Origin of the sequence: Micrococcoides hystricis (genome assembly GCF_042434215.1) — a bacterium.
GTDB lineage: Bacteria > Actinomycetota > Actinomycetes > Actinomycetales > Micrococcaceae > Micrococcoides > Micrococcoides hystricis.
The window spans coordinates 426,908-452,664 of sequence record NZ_JBHLUB010000001.1; the positions used below are offsets into that span (position 1 = coordinate 426,908).

General features: G+C 59.6%; 27 protein-coding genes, 1 tRNA gene and 1 riboswitch. Of the genes, 12 read left to right on the top strand and 16 right to left on the bottom strand.

The annotated features are described in order from the left end of the window. Positions 1–128 precede the first annotated feature (128 nt). On the top strand, positions 129–1,028 hold the full coding sequence (locus ACFFFR_RS01940) for a hypothetical protein (RefSeq protein WP_377457765.1): 900 nt from the start codon (positions 129–131) through the stop codon (positions 1,026–1,028). On the opposite strand, the gene ACFFFR_RS01945 is transcribed toward ACFFFR_RS01940, so the two are convergent. Beyond that, entirely contained in the window at positions 1,025–2,578 is a 1,554-nt protein-coding gene (locus ACFFFR_RS01945; protein ID WP_377457767.1) for an MFS transporter, read from the bottom strand. The two genes, ACFFFR_RS01940 and ACFFFR_RS01945, sit on opposite strands and share 4 nt — an antisense overlap. Positions 2,579–2,646: 68 nt before the next feature. Here ACFFFR_RS01945 and ACFFFR_RS01950 point away from each other — a divergent pair, with 68 nt between their 5' ends. After that, positions 2,647–3,225, top strand: a complete 579-nt coding sequence (locus tag ACFFFR_RS01950) for a TetR/AcrR family transcriptional regulator (protein ID WP_377457769.1) — start codon at positions 2,647–2,649, stop codon at positions 3,223–3,225. Here ACFFFR_RS01950 and ACFFFR_RS01955 read toward each other — a convergent pair. Beyond that, positions 3,222–3,617 carry an NUDIX hydrolase gene (locus ACFFFR_RS01955; protein ID WP_377457770.1) on the bottom strand — a complete coding sequence of 132 codons (396 nt, stop codon included), beginning with the start codon at positions 3,615–3,617 and terminating at the stop codon, positions 3,222–3,224. The two genes, ACFFFR_RS01950 and ACFFFR_RS01955, sit on opposite strands and share 4 nt — an antisense overlap. Before the next feature lie 97 nt (positions 3,618–3,714). After that, positions 3,715–3,825: riboswitch (TPP riboswitch) on the top strand. A gap of 60 nt (positions 3,826–3,885) precedes the next feature. On the opposite strand from ACFFFR_RS01955, the gene ACFFFR_RS01960 reads away from it, so the two are divergent. From ACFFFR_RS01960 to ACFFFR_RS01980, 5 genes are all read left to right on the top strand, one after another. Next, positions 3,886–4,524, top strand: a complete 639-nt coding sequence (locus ACFFFR_RS01960) for an ECF transporter S component (RefSeq protein WP_377457772.1) — start codon at positions 3,886–3,888, stop codon at positions 4,522–4,524. After that, on the top strand, positions 4,525–5,982 hold the full coding sequence (locus ACFFFR_RS01965) for an ABC transporter ATP-binding protein (protein WP_377457774.1): 1,458 nt from the start codon (positions 4,525–4,527) through the stop codon (positions 5,980–5,982). After that, entirely contained in the window at positions 5,975–6,850 is an 876-nt protein-coding gene (locus ACFFFR_RS01970; RefSeq protein ID WP_377457776.1) for an energy-coupling factor transporter transmembrane component T family protein, read from the top strand. Before ACFFFR_RS01965 ends, ACFFFR_RS01970 begins: the two co-directional genes overlap by 8 nt. A 12-nt stretch (positions 6,851–6,862) precedes the next feature. Further along, positions 6,863–7,345 carry an AAA family ATPase gene (locus ACFFFR_RS01975; protein WP_377457778.1) on the top strand — a complete coding sequence of 161 codons (483 nt, stop codon included), beginning with the start codon at positions 6,863–6,865 and terminating at the stop codon, positions 7,343–7,345. A gap of 112 nt (positions 7,346–7,457) precedes the next feature. Then, complete coding sequence (locus ACFFFR_RS01980; protein ID WP_377457780.1) at positions 7,458–8,837, top strand: SRPBCC family protein; 1,380 nt, start codon at positions 7,458–7,460, stop codon at positions 8,835–8,837. Between the two features lie 34 nt (positions 8,838–8,871). On the opposite strand, the gene ACFFFR_RS01985 is transcribed toward ACFFFR_RS01980, so the two are convergent. Together ACFFFR_RS01985 and ACFFFR_RS01990 are read right to left on the bottom strand one after the other, a co-directional pair. Continuing rightward, positions 8,872–9,081, bottom strand: coding sequence for a dodecin (locus tag ACFFFR_RS01985; RefSeq protein ID WP_377457782.1), 210 nt, complete (start codon positions 9,079–9,081; stop codon positions 8,872–8,874). 75 nt (positions 9,082–9,156) lie between these two features. Further along, the gene (locus ACFFFR_RS01990; RefSeq protein ID WP_377457784.1) at positions 9,157–9,777 is read right to left on the bottom strand and encodes a trimeric intracellular cation channel family protein; all 621 of its coding nucleotides are present in this window, start codon (positions 9,775–9,777) and stop codon (positions 9,157–9,159) included. A 235-nt stretch (positions 9,778–10,012) separates the two neighbouring features. On the opposite strand from ACFFFR_RS01990, the gene ACFFFR_RS01995 reads away from it, so the two are divergent. Further along, positions 10,013–10,402, top strand: coding sequence for a hypothetical protein (locus ACFFFR_RS01995; protein ID WP_377457786.1), 390 nt, complete (start codon positions 10,013–10,015; stop codon positions 10,400–10,402). Positions 10,403–10,651: 249 nt separating this feature from the next. Here the strand turns inward: ACFFFR_RS01995 and ACFFFR_RS02000 are convergent, their stop codons facing one another. Beyond that, positions 10,652–11,248 carry a TetR/AcrR family transcriptional regulator gene (locus ACFFFR_RS02000; protein ID WP_377457787.1) on the bottom strand — a complete coding sequence of 199 codons (597 nt, stop codon included), beginning with the start codon at positions 11,246–11,248 and terminating at the stop codon, positions 10,652–10,654. Positions 11,249–11,307: 59 nt separating this feature from the next. Between ACFFFR_RS02000 and ACFFFR_RS02005 the strand changes: the two genes are divergently transcribed. After that, positions 11,308–12,381 carry a GNAT family N-acetyltransferase gene (locus ACFFFR_RS02005; protein WP_377457789.1) on the top strand — a complete coding sequence of 358 codons (1,074 nt, stop codon included), beginning with the start codon at positions 11,308–11,310 and terminating at the stop codon, positions 12,379–12,381. Positions 12,382–12,425: 44 nt separating this feature from the next. Here ACFFFR_RS02005 and ACFFFR_RS02010 read toward each other — a convergent pair whose 3' ends face one another. Further along, on the bottom strand, positions 12,426–13,280 hold the full coding sequence (locus ACFFFR_RS02010) for a LysR family transcriptional regulator (RefSeq protein WP_377457791.1): 855 nt from the start codon (positions 13,278–13,280) through the stop codon (positions 12,426–12,428). A 93-nt stretch (positions 13,281–13,373) separates the two neighbouring features. Here ACFFFR_RS02010 and ACFFFR_RS02015 point away from each other — a divergent pair, with 93 nt between their 5' ends. From ACFFFR_RS02015 to ACFFFR_RS02025, 3 genes are all read left to right on the top strand, one after another. Further along, positions 13,374–14,300, top strand: coding sequence for an EamA family transporter (locus ACFFFR_RS02015; RefSeq protein WP_377457793.1), 927 nt, complete (start codon positions 13,374–13,376; stop codon positions 14,298–14,300). After that, positions 14,297–14,977, top strand: a complete 681-nt coding sequence (locus ACFFFR_RS02020) for an NAD(P)-dependent oxidoreductase (RefSeq protein WP_377457795.1) — start codon at positions 14,297–14,299, stop codon at positions 14,975–14,977. Before ACFFFR_RS02015 ends, ACFFFR_RS02020 begins: the two co-directional genes overlap by 4 nt. A 185-nt stretch (positions 14,978–15,162) precedes the next feature. Continuing rightward, positions 15,163–17,268 (top strand): heavy metal translocating P-type ATPase, encoded by a 2,106-nt coding sequence (locus ACFFFR_RS02025; protein ID WP_377457797.1) that lies wholly within the window; start codon positions 15,163–15,165, stop codon positions 17,266–17,268. 591 nt (positions 17,269–17,859) lie between these two features. On the opposite strand, the gene ACFFFR_RS02030 is transcribed toward ACFFFR_RS02025, so the two are convergent. The 10 genes from ACFFFR_RS02030 to obgE form a co-directional block, all read right to left on the bottom strand. Continuing rightward, the gene (locus ACFFFR_RS02030; protein WP_377457799.1) at positions 17,860–18,093 is read right to left on the bottom strand and encodes a hypothetical protein; all 234 of its coding nucleotides are present in this window, start codon (positions 18,091–18,093) and stop codon (positions 17,860–17,862) included. A gap of 238 nt (positions 18,094–18,331) precedes the next feature. After that, a tRNA-Ala gene (locus tag ACFFFR_RS02035) sits at positions 18,332–18,404 on the bottom strand. Positions 18,405–18,493: 89 nt separating this feature from the next. Further along, on the bottom strand, positions 18,494–19,123 hold the full coding sequence (locus tag ACFFFR_RS02040) for a histidine phosphatase family protein (RefSeq protein WP_377457800.1): 630 nt from the start codon (positions 19,121–19,123) through the stop codon (positions 18,494–18,496). A 3-nt stretch (positions 19,124–19,126) separates the two neighbouring features. Then, positions 19,127–19,528, bottom strand: a complete 402-nt coding sequence (rsfS, locus tag ACFFFR_RS02045; protein WP_377457802.1) for a ribosome silencing factor — start codon at positions 19,526–19,528, stop codon at positions 19,127–19,129. 19 nt (positions 19,529–19,547) lie between these two features. After that, entirely contained in the window at positions 19,548–20,780 is a 1,233-nt protein-coding gene (locus ACFFFR_RS02050) for a hypothetical protein (RefSeq protein WP_377457804.1), read from the bottom strand. Then, complete coding sequence (nadD, locus tag ACFFFR_RS02055) at positions 20,777–21,427, bottom strand: nicotinate-nucleotide adenylyltransferase (protein WP_377457806.1); 651 nt, start codon at positions 21,425–21,427, stop codon at positions 20,777–20,779. Before nadD ends, ACFFFR_RS02050 begins: the two co-directional genes overlap by 4 nt. 6 nt (positions 21,428–21,433) lie before the next feature. Beyond that, entirely contained in the window at positions 21,434–21,649 is a 216-nt protein-coding gene (locus tag ACFFFR_RS02060) for a hypothetical protein (protein WP_377457808.1), read from the bottom strand. A 48-nt stretch (positions 21,650–21,697) separates the two neighbouring features. Next, the gene (locus ACFFFR_RS02065) at positions 21,698–22,978 is read right to left on the bottom strand and encodes a glutamate-5-semialdehyde dehydrogenase (RefSeq protein WP_377457810.1); all 1,281 of its coding nucleotides are present in this window, start codon (positions 22,976–22,978) and stop codon (positions 21,698–21,700) included. Positions 22,979–22,991: 13 nt separating this feature from the next. Further along, entirely contained in the window at positions 22,992–24,143 is a 1,152-nt protein-coding gene (proB, locus tag ACFFFR_RS02070) for a glutamate 5-kinase (RefSeq protein WP_377457812.1), read from the bottom strand. Positions 24,144–24,146: 3 nt separating this feature from the next. Then, on the bottom strand, positions 24,147–25,688 hold the full coding sequence (gene obgE, locus ACFFFR_RS02075; RefSeq protein WP_377457814.1) for a GTPase ObgE: 1,542 nt from the start codon (positions 25,686–25,688) through the stop codon (positions 24,147–24,149). Between the last annotated feature and the right edge of the window lie 69 nt (positions 25,689–25,757).

Genomic DNA, 25,757 nt, shown 5'->3' on the forward strand with positions numbered 1-25,757 from the left:
CATCATTAAACCTGAACCACTAAGCAACAGACAGGTACGGAAGTCATAATCGGGTAGTTTAGACTTCAACGTCGAGCCGGCCCCCTTGGCTGGGGCTGAAACGAGTCAAAGTTGGGAGTGCACATTACGTGAGATGGCGACCACCGATTAAGCGGCTGTCAGGATGGTCCATCTTCGGACGGTTCATTCTTCTGACCGTGATTGGCTTCATCACGTTCTTCATCATCTCTTTCGGCGGCATCAATCCCTATGGGACCAGGCGCACCAACAGCGAATACATGGTCACCTCCGGGCTGGTCTTCACCGGAATCATGTTGTTGCTGGTCTTTTTGCTCACGCGAGCTGATCGATCCAGCCTGCGGTATGCAGGCCTTGGGCGTTGGTGGACGGCACCAATCCACTTCGTTTTGGGTCTGCTTTTGTGGATGGTTCCCGCTGCACTAGTCATCACTGCGGGGCGTTTGCCATGGCATTATCGACTGGATCCGGAGTGGGACGGCACCTGGTGGGAAGAGATTCTCCTGACATCCGGAGGCGTCTTTTTCTCCTTCATTTTGCCGGTGTTACTGGTCCTGTTTGGCTACTTATTTTCAACCCTGAACCAATATCGTCGCCCGTGGCTGTTCATCGTGTTGCTGGCGGCCTTGTTAGCGCTGCCGCCATACCTTGTCTCCGGAAGCATCTTCGGCTTCCTGACGTTCTTTGTCGGCGGTGTTGTGGCTGGTGGGCTGCGTCATATCTCTGGGTCAATATGGTTACCGGCCGGATTCTTCGTAGCGCTGCTCGAGCTGGGAAACGACGTAAAGATCCTGCAGCCTCCCCTAGGGGTCGAACCGCTGACAGCCACCATTATCGTCACCATCGTGGCTCCGGGTATCGCCGTGGCTGCGATTCTTATCAGCCATTTCTTGGCTACACGCAGCCATGTTCGTCTCGAGCCAGTGCAGCAGCCGTACCTTCCTGCCAACATGCACAATCCCTACGTGCAGAATCCTTACGCACAGAATCCTTACGATCCGCGGGCCTAGGGTTCACGCTCCGGCTCAAGGACGACGCTACGCTGGCGCCGTAAGACCATGAACACCAAGATCCCCGCAATCGTGACAGCGATGGCACCGACGATCGAAGCAGCGTCAGCACCGAGGGTGAACGCTTCCCGCGCGTTGGATGCTAGTTCCTCACCTACAATGGCAGGAATTCGTTCGCTGATCTGAATCGCAGCCCCCAAGGTTTCCTGCGCTTGCAGGCCTAGCTCTTTGTTGATGCCCACCGGTACGTGCAATGTGTACCGATAGACCGCCGTCAAGATGCTCCCCAACACGGCGGTACCCAAAAGTGCACCAACTTCGTAGGCGGTTTCAGAAATACCGGATGCCGCACCAGCTTTATGCGGTGGTACGGAAGAAAGAATCGCATCGTTGGTCAAGGTTTCAGCTAAGCCGACGCCCATCCCCACCAAGACGAACGCTACGACCAGCAACCACACGGAACTTCCAGCCTGTAGCTGCGCACCGACCACAAAACCGCCGGCAGACATCAACAGGCCCAACGGGATGAGCGCCCGCAACGGGAACCTGTTCGCCAGTTTCACCGCGATCAAGCCAGCCAGAATGGTCGCCACCAAGCCAGGGATCAAGTACATGCTCGCGCCCATCGGCGAGTATCCCAAGACCAGCTGCAGGTACTGGGAGATGTAGTAGAGCATCCCGGTCAGCGCCATCAGGCTGAGCAGATTCGCGACCACAGAAACGCTGAAGACTCGGTTGACGAACAGGCGCACATCCAGCATCGGGTTAGGAATCCGTAGCTGCCTGCGAACGAAGTTCCAGCTGAGGATGACACCTGCGGCAAAGAGACCGATCGCGATCAACAGATTGTCTCCTGCCGCGACGGACTTGATCCCGAAAACAATCAGGAACATGGCACCGATTGATATCGCAGCACTGATCAGGTCTAGTTTACCCGGGGACGGATCCTTAGACTCTGGCAAGAGCAGCGGCGCCAAGACCAAGAACAACGCAATGACGGGAACGTTGATCAGAAAAATCGATCCCCACCAGAAGTGTTCCAGCAGCCAGCCACCAACGATAGGGCCAAGGGCTGCACCGGCGGAGAACCCGGCAGCCCAGATCGCCACGGCGAGTCTGCGCTGGATGGGATCTTGGAACATATTCCGCAGCAGGGCCAACGTCGACGGCATTAAGGTTGCCCCGAAGAGGCCGAGTAGAGCGCGGGCGACGATCAGCTGTTCCGCCGAAGCCGCGAATGCCGCGAACACGGATACCGCGCCGAAGCCGATGGCACCGATCAACAACAGCTTTTTCCGACCTACCCTGTCCCCCACGGTGCCCATCGTGATGAGCAGCCCGGCCAGAATCAGCGGGTAGATGTCCACGATCCAGAGCAACTGGGTTCCCGAAGGATTCAACGCTTTGGAAATGTCGGGCAGCGCAAAAGACAGCACGGTGTTATCGATAGAGATCAGTAACACAGTGAGCATGAGAGCTGCGAAACCCAACCATGTTTTCGCGCTCGCCCGATCCGAAACCAGTGGCTGTTCCACCAACTCCCGTGTCATCAACATACGATCCATTTCATTACGTTACTGTACCGTCTAGACGGTATCATAACTGCTAGGCTTAACCCATGTCCGAGCACGTAAACAAGAAGCAAAGAAAGCACAAACGCGGAAGCGGAAAAGATCGCGTATTGGCCGCTTACGTAGACATTCTGCTCGCTGACGGGGTTGCCGCGGCCACGCTCGATGAGGTCGCGCGTCAGGCTGAGATCTCCAAGGGAGGGTTGTTACACCACTTCCCGTCCAAGGAGGATCTCAATGCCGGGCTCATGGATTTACTGGTCGAACTCAATGAGGCGGATATAGAGCGCACGGTGGCCCAAGGCGATGATTTGATCAGCGCCTACCTCACCTCGTCATCCATTGCGCAGGATGAGTATTCTTCCGTCTTCATGGCCGCCCTGAAGCTGGCTGGTTCGAACATTCCGGAAGTCGATCGGACTCTTCAACAGGTGCTCCAGTCCTGGCACCAGACACTGCTGGAACATCTCCCCGATCCGGCGTTGGCCAAGATCGTTCACTTGATTGGCGATGGACTCTACCTGCACGCGATCGTCGGCTCGAATCCCGGCAATGGTGTTCAAGAATTGATTCAGGCGTTAGAAGAGCTATCCGAACACAAAACTGATTGCGGTGAGGACGCCTAGCAGTTCACGCCTGCTTTGCGCAGGTAATGCACGAGGTGGTCCGTCAGCGGGAATTGATCCAGCTCGGACAAGGGAATCCATCTCGCGTCGGCGGCGTCGTCTCCAGCGACCAGCTCGCCGCCAATAATCGTTGCGGCAAAATCGTGAATCTGGAAGTAGTTGCCATCCCCTATCGGGACCTGAAGTTCTAAGAGCTGGTCCTCTACCCTGACTTCATACCCGGTTTCTTCTGCCACCTCACGTCGCACGGATTCTTGCAGTGACTCCCCCGGGTTGACCTTTCCGCCAGGCAGCGTCCAACGTCCCTGCTGCGGTGGATTTCCCCGCTGGATGAGCAAGATCTGCTCATCACGAACAATGATGGCAGCGGCGGCGAGGACGGGTTCACTCATAGCTCGCTAGCCTAGTCAAAATCGTGTGTGCTTGTGTGAAGCCGCCTCTCCAAGCCGTGTCGGTGATTCTTCATAGGGCTGTTATCTCTGTTACGCTCAAGGCTGTCACGGGAGTTCGGTGATCCGAACTGAGAGGAAGACACCTAAGTCTTCGACCGTCGAACCTGACCCAGATCATGCTGGCGCAGGGAGACCCTCTTACACTGTTGACACCGCCAACGGTGTCAATCCCCGTGCGCTTTCACGATCTACAGAAAGAGCACATACTGTGAGTACTACTCAAACAGTTTCTCCTCAGACTTCCCCTCAGCTGGCTCCGGCTCGACGTACCTACCGTTGGCGGGTTGTCGACATCATCGTCATGGCAGTCTTGGCCGTCCTAACCGGTGCGATTTTTGCCGGCTGGAACATTGGCGGAGTCGCCTGGATGACTGTCATGGAATCTCTCACCCCCGGTCTTGGAGGCCTTGCCCTTGGCGGCTGGCTGATCGGTGGCGTTCTGGGTGGTCTGATCATTGGCAAACCTGGGGCCGCACTCTTGGTCGAACTGCTCGCCGCATTTACTGAAGTCATTTTCGGCGCGCAATGGGGTTGGGGTGCCGTCACCGCCGGACTGGCTCAGGGCTTGGCCGCTGAGCTCATCTTCTTGGCCACCGGGTACCGCAAATTCACACTGCCCGTCGCCTTTATTGCCGGTGGTGCTGCTGGTTTTGCGAACTGGGTTCTCGGACTGATTACTTCCGGGAACTTGGCCAAAGGTCTGGAATACAACGTCATCTTCGTCTCCAGTGCAATTCTCTCCGGTGTGGTGATCGCAGGCCTCGTTGGCTGGCTCTTCTCCCGCGGTTTGGCCTCCACTGGTGCCCTGCGGCAGTTCCCCTTGGGTCGCCTACAGAAGCGGGTCTAAATGACAGTCCACATTCGTGCACAACAATGGGGCTGGCGTCATTCCGGCAGGAATGCATGGGCGCTATCCGGCGTTGATTTCACCATCGAGCGCGGCGAACGCGTCTTGATCCTCGGCCCTTCCGGCGCTGGCAAGTCAACCTTGTTGAAAGCCATCTCTGGGGTGCTCGGAGGCCAAGACGAAGGCGAGGAGCTTGGTTCGCTTACAGTCAACGGGCAGCACCCGAGTCAACAACCCGGACGCACCGGGCTGATGTTGCAGGACCCGAACGCGAACACCATCATGTCCCGGGTCGGAGATGATCTTGCGTTCGGTTGCGAGAACCTCTTCGTCCCACCGAGCCAGATTTGGCCACGAGCAGCTGCCGCCTTGGAAGCTGTTGGACTAAACCTGCCTCTGGACCACTCCACCGAGTTCCTCTCCGGGGGTCAACGTCAACGTCTGGCCTTGGCCGGAATCCTAGCGATGGCTCCTGAGCTACTGGTACTGGATGAACCGACCGCGAACCTAGATCCTGACGGGGTCGTGGAAGTCCGTGATTCGGTCAAACGCGCGCTGGACCACAGTGATGCCACCATGGTGGTCGTGGAGCACCGAGTAGACATTTGGTTGCCCCTGATCACACGTGTCATCGTGCTGGAGCCCGGTGGCGGGGTCCGGGCCGATGGTGATCCGCAGACAGTGCTCTCCGAGCTAGGCACGGAATTAGCGGCCGAAGGCATCTGGGTTCCCCACCTACCCGTGGCAGTTGAACGAAACAGCAGCACACCCGGGCAGTTATTGCTGGAAAGCAACGATTTGCTCGTCGGTCGCCATGGCCAGGCTGTTGGCACCACCCACGAGGTTCAGGTGCATGCCGGCGAGTCGATCGTCATCACCGGGCCCAACGGGGCGGGTAAATCTACCCTCGCCTTGACCCTTGGCGGGCTCCTCGCCCCAGTTGCGGGAGATGTCACGGCTACCCCGGCGCTGCGAGATGGACAGAAATCATCGGACCCACTGAAATGGCGGTCCCGTGAACTCGTCCGGCGCATTGGTACGGTCTTCCAAATCCCAGAACAACAGTTCGTGACCGGTTCGGTCCGAAAAGAACTGGAGCTCGGGCCGAAAGCAACCGGCATGTCTAAGTCAGACATCAACGAACGGGTCGACCGACTGCTCGTCGCGCTCGGTTTGGAATCGCTAGCTGAAGCGAACCCCTTCACACTCAGTGGCGGAGAACAGCGGCGGCTTTCAGTCGCCACGGCGTTGGCTACCCGTCCTAAAATTCTGTTCCTCGACGAACCGACTTTCGGGCAAGACCGCCGGACCTGGATCGAATTGGTGCAGCTGATGTCAGAGCTTGTCTCTGACGGGACCACACTTGTGTCCATCAGTCACGATGCCGATCTTGTCCGCATCATGGGTGATCGCATCATCAATGTGGGTCTGGAACAACAGGAGCGTGTGCATGTCTGAGAAATTCACGGGGGCTGCCCGGGTGCAGGACTACCCCATCAGCGCGCATGCCGATGTTGTGGCCGAACGGCATCAGGCACAGCTAAACCGAGTCGGATTTGAAGGCCCACTGGTAGAGCGCCTGAACCCGCTTTTCCTCTTGCTGGGGACGTTCCTGTACTCGATGCCGCTGATGATCACGTTGGATTGGGTCAGTGCGTCAATCGCGCTGTTGCTTGGACTGGTCGGTTCCTATGCCATTGGTGTGCCGATTTCAGCCACGTGGCGACGAGGGTGGTTCTTGCTCGTCGTTGCCGCAGGTTCGTTTGTGAGCATGCTGCTGTACGCCCGTCCAGCAGGCCAGAGCTATTTCGAATTTGGTCTGATCAACATCACCGACAACTCAATCCAGTTGGCAACGGGGATTTCCTTCCGCGTGCTTGCCATCGGGCTACCAGTGTTGTTGGTGTTGGGAAGCATTGATGTGACCCGGTTGGCGGACGCCATGGCTCAAAACGGCAAGGTTGCACCCCGGTTCGTTTTGGGCACGCTAGCTGGTATCCGGCTGGCGGGCGTTTTCAAACGCGATTGGCAGGCGATGGATCAGTCCCAGCGAGCTCGCGGAATCGGAGAAGGAAACAAGTTCCGGAAGCTGTTCAGCATCTCTTTTGCGTTGCTGATTTTGGCGATCAGACGCGCTTCTTCACTGGCGACTGCGATGGAATCTCGCGGTTTTGGTCGGAATGACCGGACGTGGGCGCGCCCCTCCCCGGTGCGTCGCCAAGACTATGTGTTTGTTGCGGCGTGTCTGATCGTCATCAGTGTGGCGTTGGCTGTGTCCGTCTTGACCGGGACGTTCAACTTCTTGGGACTTAGTTCTGTGAGCTAGTCTCGGAGCATTGTGAGAACCACGTTCGATACGAACATTATTCTGATTGATGGGCGAAGCGGCTCGGGCAAAACAACGTTTGCCCGAGCCCTCGCTCATTCACGCGAGCTCGACATCGTGCACATGGATGACCTTTATCCAGGTTGGAAAGGGTTATCGGCCGGCGCTCACACAGCTGCTTGGATGAGCGCACTCCTAGCAGCCGGACACCCCGCCCGGTATTCTCCGTGGAATTGGCATAACTCCACTTGGGATCCCGAAAGAACCTTGCACCCGGGCGGAACGATCGTCTTTGAAGGATGCGGGAGCCTCAACTTGAGAACCGCTCCTTTTTCTTCCGAGCGCTACTGGTTAGATGTTCCTGCAGGCATACGTCGGGAACGAGCCACCTCGAGAGATCAAGACGATACTTGGTGGGCCGATTGGCAAGCTTTGGAAGAAGACTTCTACGCTCAGCATCAGCCATGGCGGCTGGCCACGAAGGTTTTGACCTAGCTAACTCGGCAGCACATTTCTTGGTCTACGACCAACAACATGAGCGGTAGCTTAGCTTCCACGATGCCGGTTTCCGCGTAGGCTAGAACCACGTCTTTGGAAGGAACTGATCATGGCTGGTTGGCAGCAAGAACGTACGCACTACATCGCAGCAACACCGGATGCTGTTTTCTCAGTGGTGCGAGATCTGTCGCAAACTCATGAATGGATGCGCAGCTTCCATGGCTTCAAACTGCATGAACCAACCGCGGCTGTCGGCACCAAAGTCGATTTCCTGCCTCCCGGTGACAAGCTTTCTTTGCTGCATCAGAAGACCGCGCCGGCCGGATCCGTTACGGAACTGGACGAACGTGCCCGACGCATCGCTTTTACACAACAGCAACCAGGCGGACAGCTCACCGTCACGTGGGCGGTAGACCCCGCACTTGAAGGCTCCACACTGCGCGTGACTGTGGCGATCGACGGACCGCTCCGACTAGCTTTCGCCAAGACCGTCGCCGAACCTCTCTTGGAAGACTTTGCCATTGCGGCTGCACGACTCTTCCGCATGTTGCCTGAGACGAAGTCCCCCGCGGACCCGATCAAGTGTGTCATCGCTGGGGGACACAGCTACCAGGGGCGCAACCTCGCAGCAGATCTCATCTGCCGTGGCCACGATGTATTCGTGCTGACCGACTCCTCTGAAGAATATTTCCCAGCGCCACAAGTACTCTGGGACGGCCACAGCCTCGGCGCGTGGACCGATGTATTCCGCAGCACCGCAAAGCCTGTCAGCGTGATTAACCTGGCTTCTTCAGAAAACGGCCGTGAGCTGTCCGATATTGAGACATCGAATACCCCGGGTTTGCACAGTACGCGGGTCCTTGCAGAGGCAGTATCCGCTCTAGATCGGCCCGTCCGCACTTGGGTTCAAGGCAGTGACACCGCTGTCTACGGAAATACCGGTGAACGTATTCTTACCGAGAACTCACCATTACAAAGTGCAGAAGCAGATCGCCTAGAAGCGGCAAGTGAAGGTGTGCGAGCCGAGCATTTCTATGTCTTGCGATCAGCCGAGATTATCGGCCCCGACGCTCCCCTCTTCCGACGTTTTCGACTCATGGCAGAGACCGGCCTGAGCGGACCCGTGGGCAGTGGCCGTCAATGGGTCAGCTGGATTCACATTGCCGACTGGCTCAAACTAGTACGCACCCTTCTAGGCCTCACCGGGAATGTTTTGCCTAGCGGAGTGATCAACGCATCGGCACCAAACCCGGTGAGGAATGCCGATTTGATGCGTATTCTTCGCAAGGAGTTCGGACCGCATATCTTGGGTGACCGTGGTCTTCCCATCCCCAAAACCTTCATGAAGCTGGGAGCAAAACTTGGCCGCAACAGGGATGCCCAAATGCTCACCGGCAATCATGTGACCAGTGAAGTATTGCGATCCGCGTACTACCAGTTCGATCACCCGGAGTTTTCCGATGCCGTGGAAAGCTTGGCTGACCGCTAAGCCAACCAAGCTTTCGAGGCAACGAACTGAAACGTTAATCGTCGATCCGGAAACCCAACTTGACGGAAACTTGCCAGTCGGCAACTTTCCCATTTTGGATGTGCCCACGGATTTCGCTGACCTCGAACCAGTCGAGATTGCGGACTGTCTCGTTCGCTTTGCCGACCGCGTTTTCAATGGCGGCTTGAACCGATTCTGGGGAGCTACCGACGATCTCGGAAATTCCGTACGTATTGTTCGCCATGGATTTCACCTTTCCTCAGGATGTCCTTCCATCCTACGAAAGATGTGATCTAGGCAACACCGCTCACGTATTGGTCTATGTGCGGGTTTTCTTCGGCCGGTAGACTGCCGCCGGAACCGTCCACTGCCACTTCAGTGCTGCAACCCTAAAGACAAACACTAAGGCAGCAGTACCGACTGCCGTGTAGGCGTTAAACATGTCAAGGTAAACGAGCCCGATCGTGATTCCGGCCCCGACGAATGCTGGAATGGCGTATACACCGCGCACACTGAAAATCTGTGGCACTTCATTCGCCACCACATCACGCAACACACCACCGCCCACTGCGGTCGTCAGCCCCAGCAAGGCTGCCGCAACTGGATTGGCCCCCGCGTTATGTGCAATCAATGTTCCACTGACACAAAAGAGTGCCAGTCCTACCGCATCTGAGATCAGCAAAGTCCGACGTAGTCGGTGTACTTTCAAGACCTTTACGTAGACCAACAGGGCAGCAAATACAGCGGCCGCCAAGTATTCCAGGCGTTCGAAAGAGGTTGGAGGCGCCTTGCCTAAGATGATGTCTCGAACTGTTCCGCCGCCCATACCGGCAAGACTTCCCAAGAGCAGTGATCCTACAAAGTCGAAGCCTCGTCGAGCGGCAAGGAGACTACCGGAGGCAGCAAAGGCAACTGTTCCGCCCAAATCTAGGACGAGCAACAGGACATCAAGATTGAGAATCGTGGTTTCCCCAATACCTAGTGCGTATACCAGTACCCCAAAGTCTACTCAGCTAATCTCTGCGCACCGAAAGTAGGCCCTTCACGGGGACGTCCTCAAAGTCCTCAGGCCGTCTCTTGTGGTGTCATCGAGATCTCTAAATATGGGTTACTATATGAGCATCACGAGCACGCGCTCACACCTTCTTGTTTACTTTCACTGGTGGGGATCAGTCATGACAATTTCTGTTTCTTTTCGTCGTTCACTGGCTGCGGGCCTAGCTGTTCTCGCTCTGGCTTCCGGTTCTGTTGTTGCCGACGCCAGCCCCGCAGAAGCGGCGACCAAGAAGTGCAAAGTGACGATGTCCAATAGCAAGCCTCGCCAGTACTCAAACACCTACGTTAAAGTCTCCGGTGTTGGCTCGAAGGCTAAAGTCACGACGGTGGCCCACTACAAGACATCTAAAAACCGGAAAAGGGTCACTGCTACTTCCAAAGGCAGAGCCAACGTCAAGTACAACGTCAGCCGGGCCACCCCTAACCGTAAAGTGCCAGTGACGGTGACTGCGGTGAAGGGCAAGACCAAGTGGACCTGCAAAACCTCTTTCACTCCTCGTAAGAAGTAGGGCGGCGCACCTGCTAGCTATTGGCTGGTCTGATACACGGATCTAGCCGTGCTCGGCGGTCTCCTCGCCGTCGCGGTCATCGTGATCGCTCCGCTCGTCCTGCGCGAACCGAAGGGCGGGGCACGGCCGAAGCTCGACGTGCCCGGCGGGATTACATATTCGTGGCCACCGAGCAGAGCTGGCAACGCCTGCAAGTCTTTTGCCTGACTGACTTTTCCGTCGCCTACCACGTCCCACTAGGTTCGGACCTTAGGTCAGGAGCGCCTTGATGCCGTCGGTGAGGATCTCCTGCGGACTGAGGTGGTGCGATCCGTGGAGTCGGGCGTAGGTGGGCGCTTGATCCGGGTCGATAGCCACACGCTTCTCATCGGGCGCCATCGGAGCAGTTAGCGAGGCACCGATGACCAAGTTAGACAGGCGGTAGGCGGTTCCCAGCGGATCTGTGACGTCAGCTTGTTCGAGCAGGACACACATTCGTTCCGAGAGGGCTAGGTATGCGGGTCCCCTGGGCGCGCGCATGCCGATGACTTGACCTGCCCAGCGGTGAGTCGTGAGGTGTTTGAAAAAGGCTTGCATTAAGGACACTAGGTCAGCGTCGCGAATTGCCTCTGACATTACAGGGTCCTCGGCGAGTGCCGTGTCGAGGGCAACGTCAAACAAGTCATCGACTGAAACCACGCGTGAGTACAGACTAGCTGGCGCCACCCCTACCTCTTGCGCCACCGAGCGCAGAGTCAGGGCTCTCAAACCGCCCTCATCCAGCAGTCTCACCGATGCACGCGCTACCTCCACAATGTCCACTGCACGGAAGCGTTGCACAGGCTTGCGATGTTCCCAGTAACTCACCCCATCAGCCTAACCGAACAGGCTTCAGCTAGCTATCCGACCTATGTTAGGTTTAGTTTATGTTCGATATCGCTGCTCTTCCAATCACCTCCGAGAACACGCGTCTGCGTCCCTTATCCGAGCAGGACTCGGAAGCCTATGCAGCCGGCACCAAGGATGAACTAGTTCAGCGATTTGGCCACCTCCCCGAACCGGACTACACCCCAGAGTCTGTCCGACGGATGATCCGCGCCGAGCTCGCAGAGGGTCTGTCCTCTGGCACGTTGGCCGTACTAGCACTCGCGGACGCCGCAACGGACCGATTTGTGGGCTCCTTAGTGCTCTTTGATGTCAGTTCCGATACTGCCGAGATCGGGTTCTGGATTCACCCTGACGCTCGTGGAGAAGGGCACGCCAGGAGGGGGTTGGAGTTAGCATCGCGCTTCGCGCACAGCTGCGGGCTTCGAATACTGACTGCACGCACACTTCCAGAAAACCGGTCGTCACAGCATTGCTTGGCCACAGCGGGCTTCCGTGAGGTTGAGCGGCACATCGGAACCACGCCTGCAGGGCACTCTGAGGAGTTGATCCACTACCGACGCAATCTCGTGACCACAGTTGAGTGGCCGATATCGACACAGCGACTGCGGCTCCGTCTGCATGAGGCCGGTGATGCCGGATGGCTTTACGAGATCTACTCTCGACCCGACGTTACCCGCTACCTCTTGGACGAGCCGTGGACGATGGCAACCACCCAGGTCGAACTCACCAAACGCCTAGCCAAAACCGGCATCGATGGTGAAAGCGGTGCGCTTGCGCTGGTCATCGAACATAAGGGCGTCGCGATCGGAGATGTGACGCTGTGGCTCACTGATCACGAGCATCGCCAGGCGGAGATCGGGTGGGTCCTCGACCCGGCACACGGAGGGCGTGGTTTCGCGACCGAGGCAGTTCAAGCAGTGCTCGCCCTTGGGTTCAATCACTACAAGCTTCACCGCATCACCGCCCAGATGGACGCTCGCAATAAGGCCTCCGCGGCTCTGGCTCTCCGCGTGGGTCTGCGGCTAGAGGCCAACCATATTCAGAACTGGTTCAGCAAAGGCGAATGGACAGACACCCTTGTCTATGCCCAACTTGCTGCCGAAAATGCTTGATCTCGGTGGCTTAGCTTGTTTGCGAGTTAGCTTCACTTCGTTACCTACGGTTGCAGGATGTCAAGGAACGCTTGTGCTGCTGGCGTGAGGTTGAACTTGCGCCATGCAAGGTATTCGACCCGGGTCGGGCCTGCCGCGACCGGGATGGTAAGCAGATCTTGATAACCGGTCGGGACCGCATCTGGTGATAGGAGCGCTATGACTAGGCCCTGCCTGACCAGATCAAGGATGAGTGTTGTGCTCATGGCCTCGAAGGTCACTTCGCGCCGCACTCCGGCAGCTTCAAACGCGAGGTCCGAGGGCACCCGGCCGGGCGTTCCTTCGGGAAAGTCCACAAACGCTTCATCGGCGAGATCATCCAATCGCAGTCGACGCCGACCGGCAAGCGGGTGCCCGGCAGAGACGACGGTGACTAGGCGCTCTTTGGCAAGCACTCGGGTCATCACTCCTGTCGGCGGTGTGTCGTCCGGGAGCCCGAGCACGGCGATGTCCATGTGACCGGCGCTGATCGCAGCGATGAAGTCGTCACTGCCGCCGCTCTTGAGCCTAATCCGCACCGCTGGATGGGTACGGTGGAACTCCCCTAGAGCTGCCGGCATGTCGATCGTGGTCACGGTGGGGATCACACCGACTGTCAGGGTGCCGCGGATCTGTCCGTTCGCTGCCGCAGCTTCTGAGATCGCACGCTCCGCCGCCCCAAGGCTCGCCCGCGCATGCACAAGAAACGCTTCACCGGCGGCGGTGAGTTCGACGCGACGGCTACTGCGCGCAAACAGCGTCACACCCAGCTCGCGTTCGAGTGCCTTGATCTGGTGACTGAGCGAAGACTGCGCTACGAAACACTTTTCAGCTGCACGGGTGAAGTTCTTTTCTTCCGCAACGGCCACAACATACCGCATCTGCTGTAATTCCATATATCTATGGTTTCAGTGCATTGCTAACATGGCAATAATTTGTTAGACCCATGATGGGGATTCGTGGACGATGGATGCATGAGCATCACTACAGCTGCCCCGGCGTCGCAGAGTGCTAACGCAGGAACGGCGAACCGCCTGGGATGGACGGCCCTGACAGCGGTCGTTCCAATGGTGTGGGGCACTACCTACATCGTCACTACGCACATGCTGCCCCCCGGTCATCCGCTGTTTGCTGCGATGATGCGCGCACTCCCTGCCGGCCTAATCGGGCTTCTTATCGCCCGTCAACTGCCGCGCACCTCCTGGTGGTGGAAGAGCCTCGTGCTCGGCACCCTAAACATGGGTGCGTTCTTTCCGCTTCTTTTTCTGGCCGCCCAAGAACTCCCAGGCGGCGTAGCTGCGACCCTCGGCGCGGCCCAGCCCATTGTGATCGCTTTCTTGGCGGTAGCGATCCTGCACGAGAAGCTATCGGCCTGGCGCATCACTTGGGGCGTGCTCGGGATGATCGGGGTCGCTCTCGTCGTCCTCAGTCCGGAGGCAGCCCTGTCGCCTATGGGCGTCCTCGCCGGGCTCGGAGGTGCTGCGTCCATGGGTACCGGCGTTGTGCTGACGAAGAAATGGGGCCGCCCAGAAGGAGTTTCCCCCATCGGACTCGCCGGCTGGCAACTCACGGCCGGTGGAGCCGTGCTCCTGCTACCAGCCCTAGTCATCGACGGCGTACCGCCCAATATTGACGGCACGGCATGGCTGGGCTACGGCTGGCTCGGCATTGTCGGGGCACTCATCACATTCACGATCTGGTTCGACGGCATCCGGCGCCTTCCGGTCACTTCGACCGCGCTGCTTGGCTTGCTTTCCCCGCTCGTCGCGGCGATCCTCGGTGCCGCGATCGCCCGCGAAGCCCTCACTCTTACCCAACTCCTTGGCTTCGCTCTCGCGCTGGTCGCGATAGTCGCCGGCCAGCTCCCATCCCCAAAACAGAAAGCACTGATTCAATCATGAAAATCACCGTACTCGGCGCCACAGGCATGGCCGGAAGCGCCATCGTCAACGAAGCCCTCACACGAGGACACCAAGTAGTCGCAGCATCTCGACATCCGGCCACCATGAACATGAACGAGAAGCGCCTGGAAATACGCGCTATCGATGTCGCAGACCGAGATGCCGTAGACTCGGTGCTAGCCGCTGTCGACGCCACCGTGCTCAGCATCCGGTTGGCCCCCGGAAACGAAAACCAGCTCGCTGCCTTGACACGTAACGCTCTGGACGCCGCGGCCCGTCACAGCACCCGCCTGCTGGTTGTGGGAGGCTCCGCACCACTACTCTCGCCGAGCCGTCCAGACCGATTGCTGATCGATGACCCCGACTATGTTCCGGAGGCATGGAAGTCCATCGCTCAAGCCAGCTTGGAGCAACTCCGTGCCTGCAAAGAACACCCATATGCAAAGTGGGTTTACGTCAGCCCACCCGCAATTTTCGAGCCCGGTCGACGCACGGGAAGCTATCAGCGCGGTACAACCACATTACTGACTGACACAGACGGGGTATCACGCATCACCCCTCCTGACTTTGCCGCTGCCATGCTCGATGAAATTGAACAGCCTAGCGACGACCAACACTTCACTGTTGCGCATGGCCGCCCGTCATGGCGCGCTGACCCAGCCTTGCAGTTTCGGTAAATTTGGCGGAATTCGGCGGGTGCATCTGGACGCCGTTTTGACCCACCCTGCACCTCTTCACGAGTGTCAATACACAGGCTTGACCGATACCCCTAGGGGGTATACTGTGAGTGACATTCGCAGACCGGTGCAAGAAACGAGCAAACCTCGGTCACCGGATTGGACCGAACATGATTGGACCGAACATGAGCGAGAAACACGCTTCCGACACCAGCAGGGTTGACGTTCACGTCGACCAGCACAGCCACGCACAGCACGATGAGCACAAGGATCACCAGCATCATGGCGGCCACGGAGGTCATGGCGATCATGTGGCTCAGTTCCGGCGGCTCTTCTGGATCATGCTGGTCCTTGCGGTTCCGGTGGTCGGTTTCAACGACATGTTTGCCCATCTACTCGGATACCATTTGCCCGATGCTGATTGGGTCTGGTGGGTCTCGCCCATTCTCGGTACGCTCATGTATTTCTGGGGCGGGTGGCCTTTTCTTTCCGGGGGCTGGAGTGAGATCCGTTCCCGTAAACCTGGGATGATGCTGCTGATCGCGCTAGCGATCACCGTCGCATTCTTGGCGTCTTGGGGTGCGAGCCTGCACGTGCTGGATCAAGAGCTCAACTTCTGGTGGGAACTGGCGCTGCTGGTGGTCATCATGCTGTTGGGCCACTGGATTGAGATGCGTTCTTTAGCTGAAACCACCTCGGCTCTGGATTCGTTAGCCGCGCTGCTGCCGGATGAAGCCGAGAAGGTTGTCGGTGAGGAAACCGTGAGTATCTCACCTGCAGATCTGGTGGTCGGAGATGTTGTCATTGTGCGGCCCGGTGCCGCCGTCCCCGCTGACGGCAAGATCGTGGACGGATCGGCGTCAATGGATGAATCGATGGTTACCGGTGAATCTAAGACGGTCCGTCGTGAGCGTGGCGAGCATGTGGTTGCCGGCACTATCGCGACCGACTCTGGGCTACGTATTGAAGTCACCGCTACCGGTGATGACACCGCTCTTGCCGGTATTCAGAAGTTGGTTGCGGATGCCCAAGCCTCGTCCTCGCGTGCGCAGCGTATCGCCGATACGGCGGCTGCTTGGCTATTCTGGTTCGCTCTCGGCGCGGCCGTGATCACCGCGTTTGTGTGGAGTGTTGTGGGCATGCCGGATCTCGCTGTTGTGCGTACGATTACCGTTCTCGTCATCGCTTGCCCTCATGCTTTGGGCTTAGCAATCCCGTTGGTCGTGTCGATCGCTACCGAAAGGGCTGCTCGGGGCGGTGTGCTGATCAAGGACCGGCTCGCGCTAGAGTCGATGCGGTCCGTGGATTCAGTGCTCTTTGATAAAACTGGCACTCTCACCAAGGGCGAACCCACCGTTACCGGCATCGAACCGGTTGGCGACCGTACCGAAAAAGAGGTGCTGATGTTGGCCGCTGCGGCTGAAGCGGCCAGCGAACACCCGCTGGCTCGTGCGATCGTCGGCGCAGCGCAGGCTTCGGAGCTGACGGTTCCGAGGGCCTCAGACTTTTCTTCTTCACCGGCGGTTGGCGTCAAAGCCAGCGTCGAAGGAACCATCATCGAGGTCGGTGGCCCCTACCTGCTGGAGCAACATGGTGCCGATGAGCTTTCGGTGGCAGATCGCTGGCGAACCGAAGGTGCGATCATTCTCCACGTATTGGCTGACGGTGAGGTGATCGGCGCACTGCGGCTGGCCGATGAGATCCGCGCAGAATCACAGGACGCCGTGGATGCCTTGCATGCCGCGGGCGCGGAGGTCGTCATGATTACAGGCGATGCGAAGGCCGTCGCTGACCAGGTCGCCAAAGAACTCGGGATCGACCGGGTATTTGCCGGTGTGCGTCCTGAGGATAAGGCCGCCAAGGTCGCCGAGCTGCAGGACGAGGGGCGGACGGTAGCGATGGTGGGTGACGGCGTGAACGATGCTCCTGCTCTCGCGCAGGCGGACGTAGGTATCGCCATTGGTGCAGGCACGGATGTGGCCATTGGCTCTGCCGGCGTCATCCTGGCCTCATCCGACCCCCGCTCGGTACTGTCGGTGATCGATCTTTCGCAAGCGACGTATCGGAAGATGAAGCAAAACTTGTGGTGGGCTGCAGGGTACAACCTCATCTCGGTACCGCTGGCAGCCGGCGTGCTGGCACCTATTGGGTTTGTGCTACCCATGAGCGTGGGCGCGATCCTTATGTCTGCTTCCACGGTCGTCGTTGCCCTGAACGCCCAATTACTCCGTCGCCTAGATCTATCCCCGGAAACCAGTACGCAGAAGATTCTCCAACGGAACCCAGCGTGAGCAGCTGCCCCCCCCCAGCCACGAGATTTTATGTAGGCGCGTGGACTCAACGAAGGCTCAGGAGCGACTCATCTCTTGGGCTCCCCCCACCCGGCATTCGGAACAGACTGGGAAGGAGCGGACAAATATGCCCCCGACGGACCGCCAAGTTCGCCGTCTGGCGTGCTAGCGCCCCGGCAGAAGCCAGAGTTATGTCGGAGGCACACTCCATTTGGCATGTTGACAGAACGTGTTGACGGGAGCAATGGAGGCTTGCCGAGATCCTCGTAGAATCAACGATGCTGAACTGTGGAGGATGGGGGATTTGAACCCCAATCCTTGTAGCGGGTCATGGAATGCCATAGGAATTCATCGTCCGATGTTGCTTCTCTGGGATCCATGATCCGCAACTACCTTCGTGTGTGGCACCCTTTCACGGAGGCCCTCATCGAGCACCATTCCACGATGACCAACAATGAGCCGGAGACCATCGCAAGGAGTTTGGCTGACGTCCCCTGCCTTTACCTCATGCCCGAAATCTCGGCGGTCGGAAGCCGTCTTTAGTACGTCCTACGCCATGCTTGTGGGGAAAAAGACCCGGCCGATCGAAAATCAGGCTCGACGGAATATCAACCAGAAACCTACGATGGTCAAAAGAGCCGCAGCACTCCAAGTGATGACAGGTGAAACGCTGATGTTCAGGGACTCCCCCAGCGTGGGTGATACCGCTACAAACACCGCACCAACGAAGAACCACACCGCGGTGTTGAAGTCCTTTCTTTTGGCTGCCTCACGCTGAGGCTCGTCCTGGCCCGTACCGTGTTGCTGCATCTGTGTCATGGCCATGTGTCCTATCGCGCTCTAGGTCTAGTCCTAGAAATAACTACCAACAGGCGTGGACAGATCGAATTCGGATCACTGGTATGCTCTTGCCCCTGAAGATCTCTCATGAAGGTTCGCACCGACGCCCTTGCTAGGACTTAACCCGGAAACAAGAGGTTTCGGCTCGGAGCAACTCACCCCGTTAAACAAAACAAAAGAGTCGGAACACTGTTTTCGATGCTCCGACTCTTTTGGGATTTTGTGGAGGATAGGGGATTCGAACCCCTGACCTTCTCCATGCCATGGAGACGCGCTACCAACTGCGCCAATCCCCCGTATTTTGTTTTGGTTGGCTTCCGTATCCGGAGCACTCATCTAATATACACACACCGGTGGCGCAAAACAAAATCGGCGCCGCACCGGCCTAGATCCGCATGTTGGCGGGGTTTACGTTCATTTCGGCAAGCCGCCAACCGACCCGGTCTGAGTTCCATTCCAGCCGGTGGTAGTGGCAGTTTTGCAGCCCGCCAATCACGGACCAGTATTCCTCCGGCAGGCCCAACAAATTGGGCACGGCCGCTCTGATGGCGGCGCCGTGGGCGACCACAAGCAACGTTCCATCCCGTGGGGTCAGTGCGCGGGCTTCTTCGACGGCCTGAGTGAAGCGCTCGGCTAATTGGACTCTGGACTCGCCGGAGGCGGTTTTGGAGCCGTAGACGCCGGAGCGCCAGGCGGAGAATTCGTTGGGGAACTTCTCGTAGAGTTCGGCGAAGGTCAGCCCCTCCCAGTTACCGCCTTCGGTTTCGCGCAGCCGATCATCAAGGTTCACCTGCATGTCGAGGCGTTCGGCGACGGCAAGTGCGGTGTGGTGGGCACGTTGCAGTGGACTGGCGACAATGCAGTCCGGGTTGAGATTTGCCATGTAGGGCGCCACGGCGTGCGCTTGTGCCCGGCCGATGTCGTTGAGTGGAATGTCGGTGCTGCCTTGGAAGCGCTGTTCGGCGTTCCAGTCGGTTTGGCCGTGGCGTAAGAGGTAAATGGTGGAGGCGGACAAGGACTATTCGGCCTCGGTTTCGTCCGTGTTGGACTCCCCTGTCTCGGGAAGCTGCAAATCGAGTACCGGCGCCCCGTCGTAGAGGCGTTCCAGTGCGTAGTAGGCGCGTTCTTCTTGGTGCTGGACGTGCACCACGATGTGCCCGTAGTCCAAGAGCACCCAGCGGCCTTCGGCGGCGCCTTCGCGGCGGATCGGTTTGAGCTCGTGTTCTTCTCGGAGCTTGTCTTCGATTTCGTCGACGATCGCCAGCACCTGACGTTCGGTGGGTGCGGCGGCCAGCAAGAAGGCATCGGCAATACCGAGACGTTCGGCCACGTCTAGGCCCACGATGTTCTCGGCCAGTCGTTCGGCTGCCGCCGCTGCGGCGGTGCGAACTTCGGCGAGCGACTGCTCGGGAATGCTCACGCAAGGGCTCCTTGGTCGGTTAGTTGATGATGAACAGGACGATGGCGATGATTAGTGCCAGAATACCGATCCCGGCCACGATCAGTGAAGAGGTGGAGACCAGCCCGAAGTCGAAACCGGTGGTTTGCTCTTGGGGTTCAAGCCCGTGGGCGCGCTGGGCCTCGACCGGGTGTTCGGCCGCATAGCTGGACTCGACGACTCGCTCATCGGACTCGGGTCCACCGATGACGGCGTCGAAGGACTGCTCTTCTTGAACCTCGACGATCGGGTCCCCGGAGATCTGATCCAATGGGGTGTCGGCTTGGCCTTCGAGTTCTTCGGAGACGGCCGGGATGATGGCGGAGTGGCTTAGCGTGGAGGTGTCGAATTCACGTCCGGTCTGCTGTTCCTCCGGGCCAACCAGTCCACTGGAAGAGGTCTGTAGCTGCTCCAGAGGGCTCAGGTCGATCTCGAGCTCTTCGGCCTCGTCCGCTGCGGTGTAGTACTCCTCTTGATCAGCTGGCTCAGCTGGCTCAGCTGGTTCTTCGAGGTCTTCGGCTTCCACGACCGGCACGGGTGCCGAGTCTAGGTCTTCGGTGGGGCCGGGTGCTCCCCCGGCGATTTGGACGCGGGAGGTGATGGTCTGGGCGATCTCCGCTAACCGGGACTGGTTGGCCAGCAATTCAGGATCGATGGCGGAGGCGAATAGGTTGGTGCTGGTGGCCAAACCGGGGACGGCGCCGGGCACCGGGGTGTGGGTCTGCCGGTCCCGCTGGGCCAGGGCTTGTTCGACGCTGATGTCTAGTTCGAGTTGGCCTTCGACCGGCTCGATCTGCTCGGATTCCGCCGGCTCGGTATCGGCGAACTCGGCATCAGCTGATTCAGTGTCTGCAGGGTCGGTCTGGGCAGGATCGGTGTCGGCGAGATCTTCGTCTTCGAAGTCGGCGACCGGCAGGACTTGTTGGCCTTCGGTCTGCGGGGCAGGGTCTTCGTTGAAGTACTGAACCTGCTCAACGACTTCGGTCTGGGGTTCTTCTTCCTGGGATTCTTCTTCGTCCCGCTGCGGGGTGCGGATGGCGTCGACCGGTGAGTCGGCGGCGCGGCGGGAGCGGTTGGCCGTTCGGGTGCGGTCGCGGCGGGCAGCGGCGGCCATTTCGGCCTCGTAGGCGGCCTTCTCTTCATCGGAGAGGCCTTCTGGCATATCTGCTAACCAGTCAGAGAGTTCCCGGTTCTGGGCCCTGCGTGCGCGGCGGGATAGCGGCTGGTCGCTCATACTCTCACGTCCTTACCCTCGGCTGGTTTTACTGCAGGCTCCGGTTTGGGGTGGTAGAGCCTGTGTTTTGCAATATACTGCACCACTCCGTCTGGGACGAGGTACCACACCGGTTTGCCTTGGGCGACGCGTTGGCGGCAGTCGGTGGAAGAGATCGCCATGGCCGGGATTTCGGTGAGGGTGATGTCTTCTTTGCGGCCGAAGTCAGAGAGCACGTGCCCGGGCCGGGTGACGCCCACGAAGTGGGCTAGCGGCCAGAGTTTGTCGATGTCTTTCCATTTGAAGATCTGCGCTAGGGCGTCGGCACCGGTGATGAAGTAGAACTCAGCGTCCGGGTATTGCAGCTTCAAGTCTTTCAGCGTGTCGATGGTGTAGGTCAGCCCTGCACGATCGATGTCCACGCGGGAGACGGAGAAGGACGGGTTGGAGGCGGTGGCGATCACCGTCATGAGGTAGCGGTGTTCGGCCTCGGAGACATCCCGGCCTTGTTTTTGCCAGGGCTGGCCGGTGGGCACGAAGATGACCTCATCCAGCCCTAGGCTTGCCGCCACTTCACTGGCGGCAACCAAGTGCCCGTGGTGGATGGGGTCAAAAGTGCCACCCATGACCCCGATCCGCCGACGGGCACCGGTGTTTTCAGTCTTCACGAACGACTATTTTTTGATGCTGTAGTCGAAGCGGGCTTCGTCGTCGTTGCCCTTGACGGCACCGTGGCGCTGCGGGACCTTGCCCAGGTTCAGGATGATGGCCAGACCGATCATGAACACGACGAACACGAAGGCGCCGTAGGTCCAGGCTGGGAATGGTAGCTCGTTGACAACTGGCACATCGGCAGCGAGGACGAGTGCGTTGGAGAGTGCGAGGCTCATGAGGTAGATAGTCCTTAGTTGTTGCAGTGCTTACTACTGGTCTTTATCTTAGCGGATTTGGCCGTCACCACGGACAACCCACTTGGTCGTGGTGAGCTCGGTGAGTCCCATGGGGCCGCGGGCGTGCATTTTCTGGGTGGAAATGCCGACCTCGGCGCCGAGGCCGAACTCGCCCCCGTCGGTGAACCGGGTGGAGGCGTTGACGTTGACGGTGGCGGCGTCGACTTCGCGGATGAAGCGTTCGGCGGCCGCGTTCGAGTCGGTAATGATCGCCTCGGTGTGTCCGGTGGAGTACTTCCGGATGTGCTCGAGGGCCTCATCGAGGCTGTCGACTACCTTCACGGCCAAGTCCATGTCCAGGTACTCGGTTTCCCAGTCGACGTCGGTGGCGGCGCTGACGTCGGTGGCGTTGGCGGCCTTGAGCAGCTCGGTGGCCCGTTCGTCCGCGTGGAAGCGGACACCGGCCTCGGCCAGCGCAGCCAGCACGTCCGGGTTGGCAGCGGCGTCCTTGTGCAGCAGCAGGGTTTCTGCGGCGTTGCACACCGAGGTGCGGTGGGTCTTCGCGTTGAGCACCACGGAGGCGGCCAGCTCTGGGTTGGCTGCTGCGTCCACGTAGACGTGGACGAGGCCTTCACCGGTTTCAATGACGGGAACCTTGGCGTTGGTGACCACGTTCTGGATGAGGGCGTGGCCGCCGCGGGGGATCAGCACGTCCACCAGTCCACGGGCCCGCATGAGGGCGTTGGCGCCTTCGCGGCCGTAGGGATCGACGGTCTGAATCAGGTTGGCGGGCAGCCCGACGGTTTCGAGGGCTTCACGCATGAGCCTGACCAAGATCTCGTTGGTGTTCTCGGCTGCGGTTCCACCGCGGAGCATGACGGCGTTGCCGGATTTCAGGCACAGCCCGGCGATGTCCACGGTCACGTTCGGGCGGGCCTCGTAGATGGCCCCGACCACGCCCAGGGGCACGTGGATTTGGGACAGGCGGATGCCGTTGGGCAGGGTGGAGCCGCGCTTGATCAACCCGACCGGGTCAGGCAGGGCCATGACTTCTTCCAGGGCCCCGGCTAGGGCTTCCAGTCGGTCTTCGTTCAGGGCCAGCCGGTCCAGCATGGCTTCGGAGGTGCCGTTGTTGCGGCCGGCTTCCAGATCGAGCCCGTTGCCTTGGATGATCTCGGCGGCGTTGCTCCGCAGGGATTCCGCGATGGCGGCTAGGGCCGCGTCTTTGGTGTCGCGGGTGGCGCCGGCCAGGGTGCGCGAGGCTTCTTTGGCTTCTTCAGCCAAAGTGAATACGGCGTTCAAGACCTGTTGTGATGGTTCGTTGCTCACGTCGGTAGGCTCCTTAGACCAAGACGAGATCGTCGGTGTGCACGACGACTCGTTCGTATTCTGGGCCGAGTTCGGCCCGTAGTTTCAACGTTGATTTGCCCAGCATGGCTGGAAGTTCTTTGGCGGAGTAGTTCACCAGGCCCCGGGCAATGACCTTGCCCTGCAGGTCGACCAGTTCGACCGGGTCGCCGGACTCGAAGCGGCCTTCGACCCGGACCAGTCCGGCCGGCAGCAGGCTGCGGTGGTTATCGACCACGGCGGTGACGGCCCCATCATCCAGGACCAGTTTGCCGTGGGAGGAGGCCAGGTGGGCCAGCCAGGTGGAGCGGGCGCGGCGGCGTCGGCCCTGCACCGCGAACCAGGTACCGACGTCTTCGCCGGAAAGGATGGCCCGGGCGTTATCGGCGTTGGTGAGGGCGGCCGGGATGCCAGATCCGGACGCGATTTTCGCGGCCTCAACCTTGGTGACCATGCCACCGGTACCGACCCCGGCCTTGCCAGCGGAGCCTAGCTTGACCCCGGCCAAGTCATCTTCTGATTCAACGAGCGGGATGCGTTGGGCACCATCGGCCGGTGGCCCGTCGTAGAGGGCGTCCACATCCGAGAGCATGACCAGCGCGTCAGCTTTGACCACGTTGGCGACCAGCGCGGCCAGCCGGTCGTTGTCGCCAAAGCGGATCTCGTGGGTGGCGACTGCATCATTTTCGTTCACGATGGGCAGCACGCCGAGTTTCAGCAGGCGGTTCAGGGCACGCATCGCGTTGGTGTAGGTGGAGCGGCGCATCAGATCGTCCACGGTCAGCAGGACCTGCCCGACCGGGTAGTTGTAGACCGCGAATTCTCGGGTGTAATGCGCCAGCAGCAATCCCTGCCCGACGGCGGCTGCCGCCTGTTGGGTGGCGAGGTCCTTGGGCCGGCGTTCCAGGTTCAGCGGTGCGAGTCCGGCGGAGATGGCACCGGAGGAAACCAAAATAACCTCGGTGCCGCGCTGACGGACAGCGGCCAAGGTGGAGACGAGGTTGTGCACGGCATCAAGGTTGATGCCGCCGTCCACCGTGGTCAGCGAAGAGGACCCGATCTTGACGACGATCCGGCGCGCTTTGGGCAGGTCGGCGCGTGTCTTGACGGGGTTTCTGGATGCACGAACAGCTGTCTTACCGGCCATGTTTTATTCGGACTCTCCTTCACGCTCACGCAGCGCCTTGTCGGCGAGGCGTTCTGCCTCCATTTCGGCCCGCACTGCGGCCCGGGCTGCTTTGCGTTCTTCGTAGTCTTGGCGTTTCTCTTCGCGGGTCGGGCGATGGTTCTGTTCGAAACGGATGTCGGAACCGCGTGGTGCGGCCAGCATCACGGCCCCGGTGGTCATGGTTGGTTCCCAGTCGAACACCACACCGTCTTCTTCCGGTCCGATCACCACGGCGTCCCCGGCACGGGCACCGACGTTGAAGAGTTCTTCTTCCACGCCCAACGCGTTGAGCCGGTCGGCCAGATAGCCGACGGCTTCGTCGTTGTCGAAGTCGGTCTGCAGGATCCACCGCTCGGGTTTGGCGCCGCGCACCCGCCACAGTGGTGCCAGGTTCTTCTCTTCCCGGGTGATGGTGAACTCTGGTCCGCGTTTGGCACGTGGAATGAGTTCGATCACCGGTGCGGGTTCCTCGGCCGGGGCGTTGGCGCGGGCTTCGGCGACCAGCTCGGCCATGGCGAACGTCAATTCGCGCAGGCCTTCACGTGCCAAGGCGGACGCCTCAAAGACCCGGTAGCCGCGTTCTTCCAAGGTGGGCCGGACCATCTCTGCCATGGCGGCTCCGTCGGGGAGGTCAATCTTGTTCAGCAGGACCAAGCGTGGGCGTTCGGTCAGCGCGGTGGCCGCTTCCTTGTCGGCAGCGTAAATCGGGTCCACGGCGTAGGCGGCCAGTTCAGCTTCGATCACTTCGAGGTCGCTGATGGGATCGCGTTCCGGTTCCAGCGAGGCACAATCCAAGACGTGCACGATCGCGGCGCAGCGTTCCACGTGCCGCAAGAACTCGTGTCCGAGCCCCTTGCCTTCGGAGGCACCAGGGATCAGCCCCGGGACATCGGCCACGGTGAAGCGGGTGTCGCCGGCTTCCACCACGCCCAAGTTTGGGACCAGAGTGGTGAACGGGTAGTCGGCGATCTTGGGTCGGGCTGCGGAGATCGCGGCGATCAGGGATGATTTTCCGGCGGAGGGGAATCCGACCAAGGCGATGTCCGCCATGGATTTCAGTTCGAGCACCACGTCTTGTTCGCGGCCGGGGATGCCCAGCAGCGCGAAGCCGGGTGCTTTGCGTTTGCGGGAGGCCAGCGCGGCGTTACCGAGCCCGCCTTGGCCACCTTCGGCGGCGACGAAGCGTTGGCCGGCGTGGGTGAGGTCGGCCAGGATGTTGCCGTCCCGGTCTTTGACGACGGTGCCGGCGGGTACGGGCAGGATCACGTCTTCTGCGTTCTTGCCGTGGCGCAGGTCCCCTTTGCCGGGTTCACCGTTGGTGCCCTTGCGGTGTGGGGAGTAGTGGTAGTCGAGCAGGGTGTTGATCTGCGGGTCGACTTCTAGGATGACGGAGCCACCGTCTCCCCCGTTGCCGCCGTCCGGGCCGCCGAGGGGTTTGAACTTTTCCCGTTTGACGGAGACACAACCATGCCCGCCGTTGCCTCCTGCGGTATGCAGGGTGACGCGGTCAACAAAGTTGGACATGGGTTCCTTTCAAAACTGGGGTGTGCGTTTTGTGCGCACTTAAACGAAATTGAGGGTGAGCGTAGTTGC

Coding starts and splice junctions, on each gene's coding strand:
- ACFFFR_RS01945 (WP_377457767.1), bottom strand. CDS start 2,578: ATGACACGGGAGTTGGTGGAACAGCCACTGGTTTCGGATCGGGCGAGC.
- ACFFFR_RS01950 (WP_377457769.1), top strand. CDS start 2,647: ATGTCCGAGCACGTAAACAAGAAGCAAAGAAAGCACAAACGCGGAAGC.
- ACFFFR_RS01955 (WP_377457770.1), bottom strand. CDS start 3,617: ATGAGTGAACCCGTCCTCGCCGCCGCTGCCATCATTGTTCGTGATGAG.
- ACFFFR_RS01965 (WP_377457774.1), top strand. CDS start 4,525: ATGACAGTCCACATTCGTGCACAACAATGGGGCTGGCGTCATTCCGGC.
- ACFFFR_RS01970 (WP_377457776.1), top strand. CDS start 5,975: ATGTCTGAGAAATTCACGGGGGCTGCCCGGGTGCAGGACTACCCCATC.
- ACFFFR_RS01980 (WP_377457780.1), top strand. CDS start 7,458: ATGGCTGGTTGGCAGCAAGAACGTACGCACTACATCGCAGCAACACCG.
- ACFFFR_RS01985 (WP_377457782.1), bottom strand. CDS start 9,081: ATGGCGAACAATACGTACGGAATTTCCGAGATCGTCGGTAGCTCCCCA.
- ACFFFR_RS01995 (WP_377457786.1), top strand. CDS start 10,013: ATGACAATTTCTGTTTCTTTTCGTCGTTCACTGGCTGCGGGCCTAGCT.
- ACFFFR_RS02005 (WP_377457789.1), top strand. CDS start 11,308: ATGTTCGATATCGCTGCTCTTCCAATCACCTCCGAGAACACGCGTCTG.
- ACFFFR_RS02010 (WP_377457791.1), bottom strand. CDS start 13,280: ATGCGGTATGTTGTGGCCGTTGCGGAAGAAAAGAACTTCACCCGTGCA.
- ACFFFR_RS02015 (WP_377457793.1), top strand. CDS start 13,374: ATGAGCATCACTACAGCTGCCCCGGCGTCGCAGAGTGCTAACGCAGGA.
- ACFFFR_RS02020 (WP_377457795.1), top strand. CDS start 14,297: ATGAAAATCACCGTACTCGGCGCCACAGGCATGGCCGGAAGCGCCATC.
- ACFFFR_RS02025 (WP_377457797.1), top strand. CDS start 15,163: ATGAGCGAGAAACACGCTTCCGACACCAGCAGGGTTGACGTTCACGTC.
- ACFFFR_RS02030 (WP_377457799.1), bottom strand. CDS start 18,093: ATGGCCATGACACAGATGCAGCAACACGGTACGGGCCAGGACGAGCCT.
- ACFFFR_RS02050 (WP_377457804.1), bottom strand. CDS start 20,780: ATGAGCGACCAGCCGCTATCCCGCCGCGCACGCAGGGCCCAGAACCGG.
- ACFFFR_RS02060 (WP_377457808.1), bottom strand. CDS start 21,649: ATGAGCCTCGCACTCTCCAACGCACTCGTCCTCGCTGCCGATGTGCCA.
- proB (WP_377457812.1), bottom strand. CDS start 24,143: ATGGCCGGTAAGACAGCTGTTCGTGCATCCAGAAACCCCGTCAAGACA.
- obgE (WP_377457814.1), bottom strand. CDS start 25,688: ATGTCCAACTTTGTTGACCGCGTCACCCTGCATACCGCAGGAGGCAAC.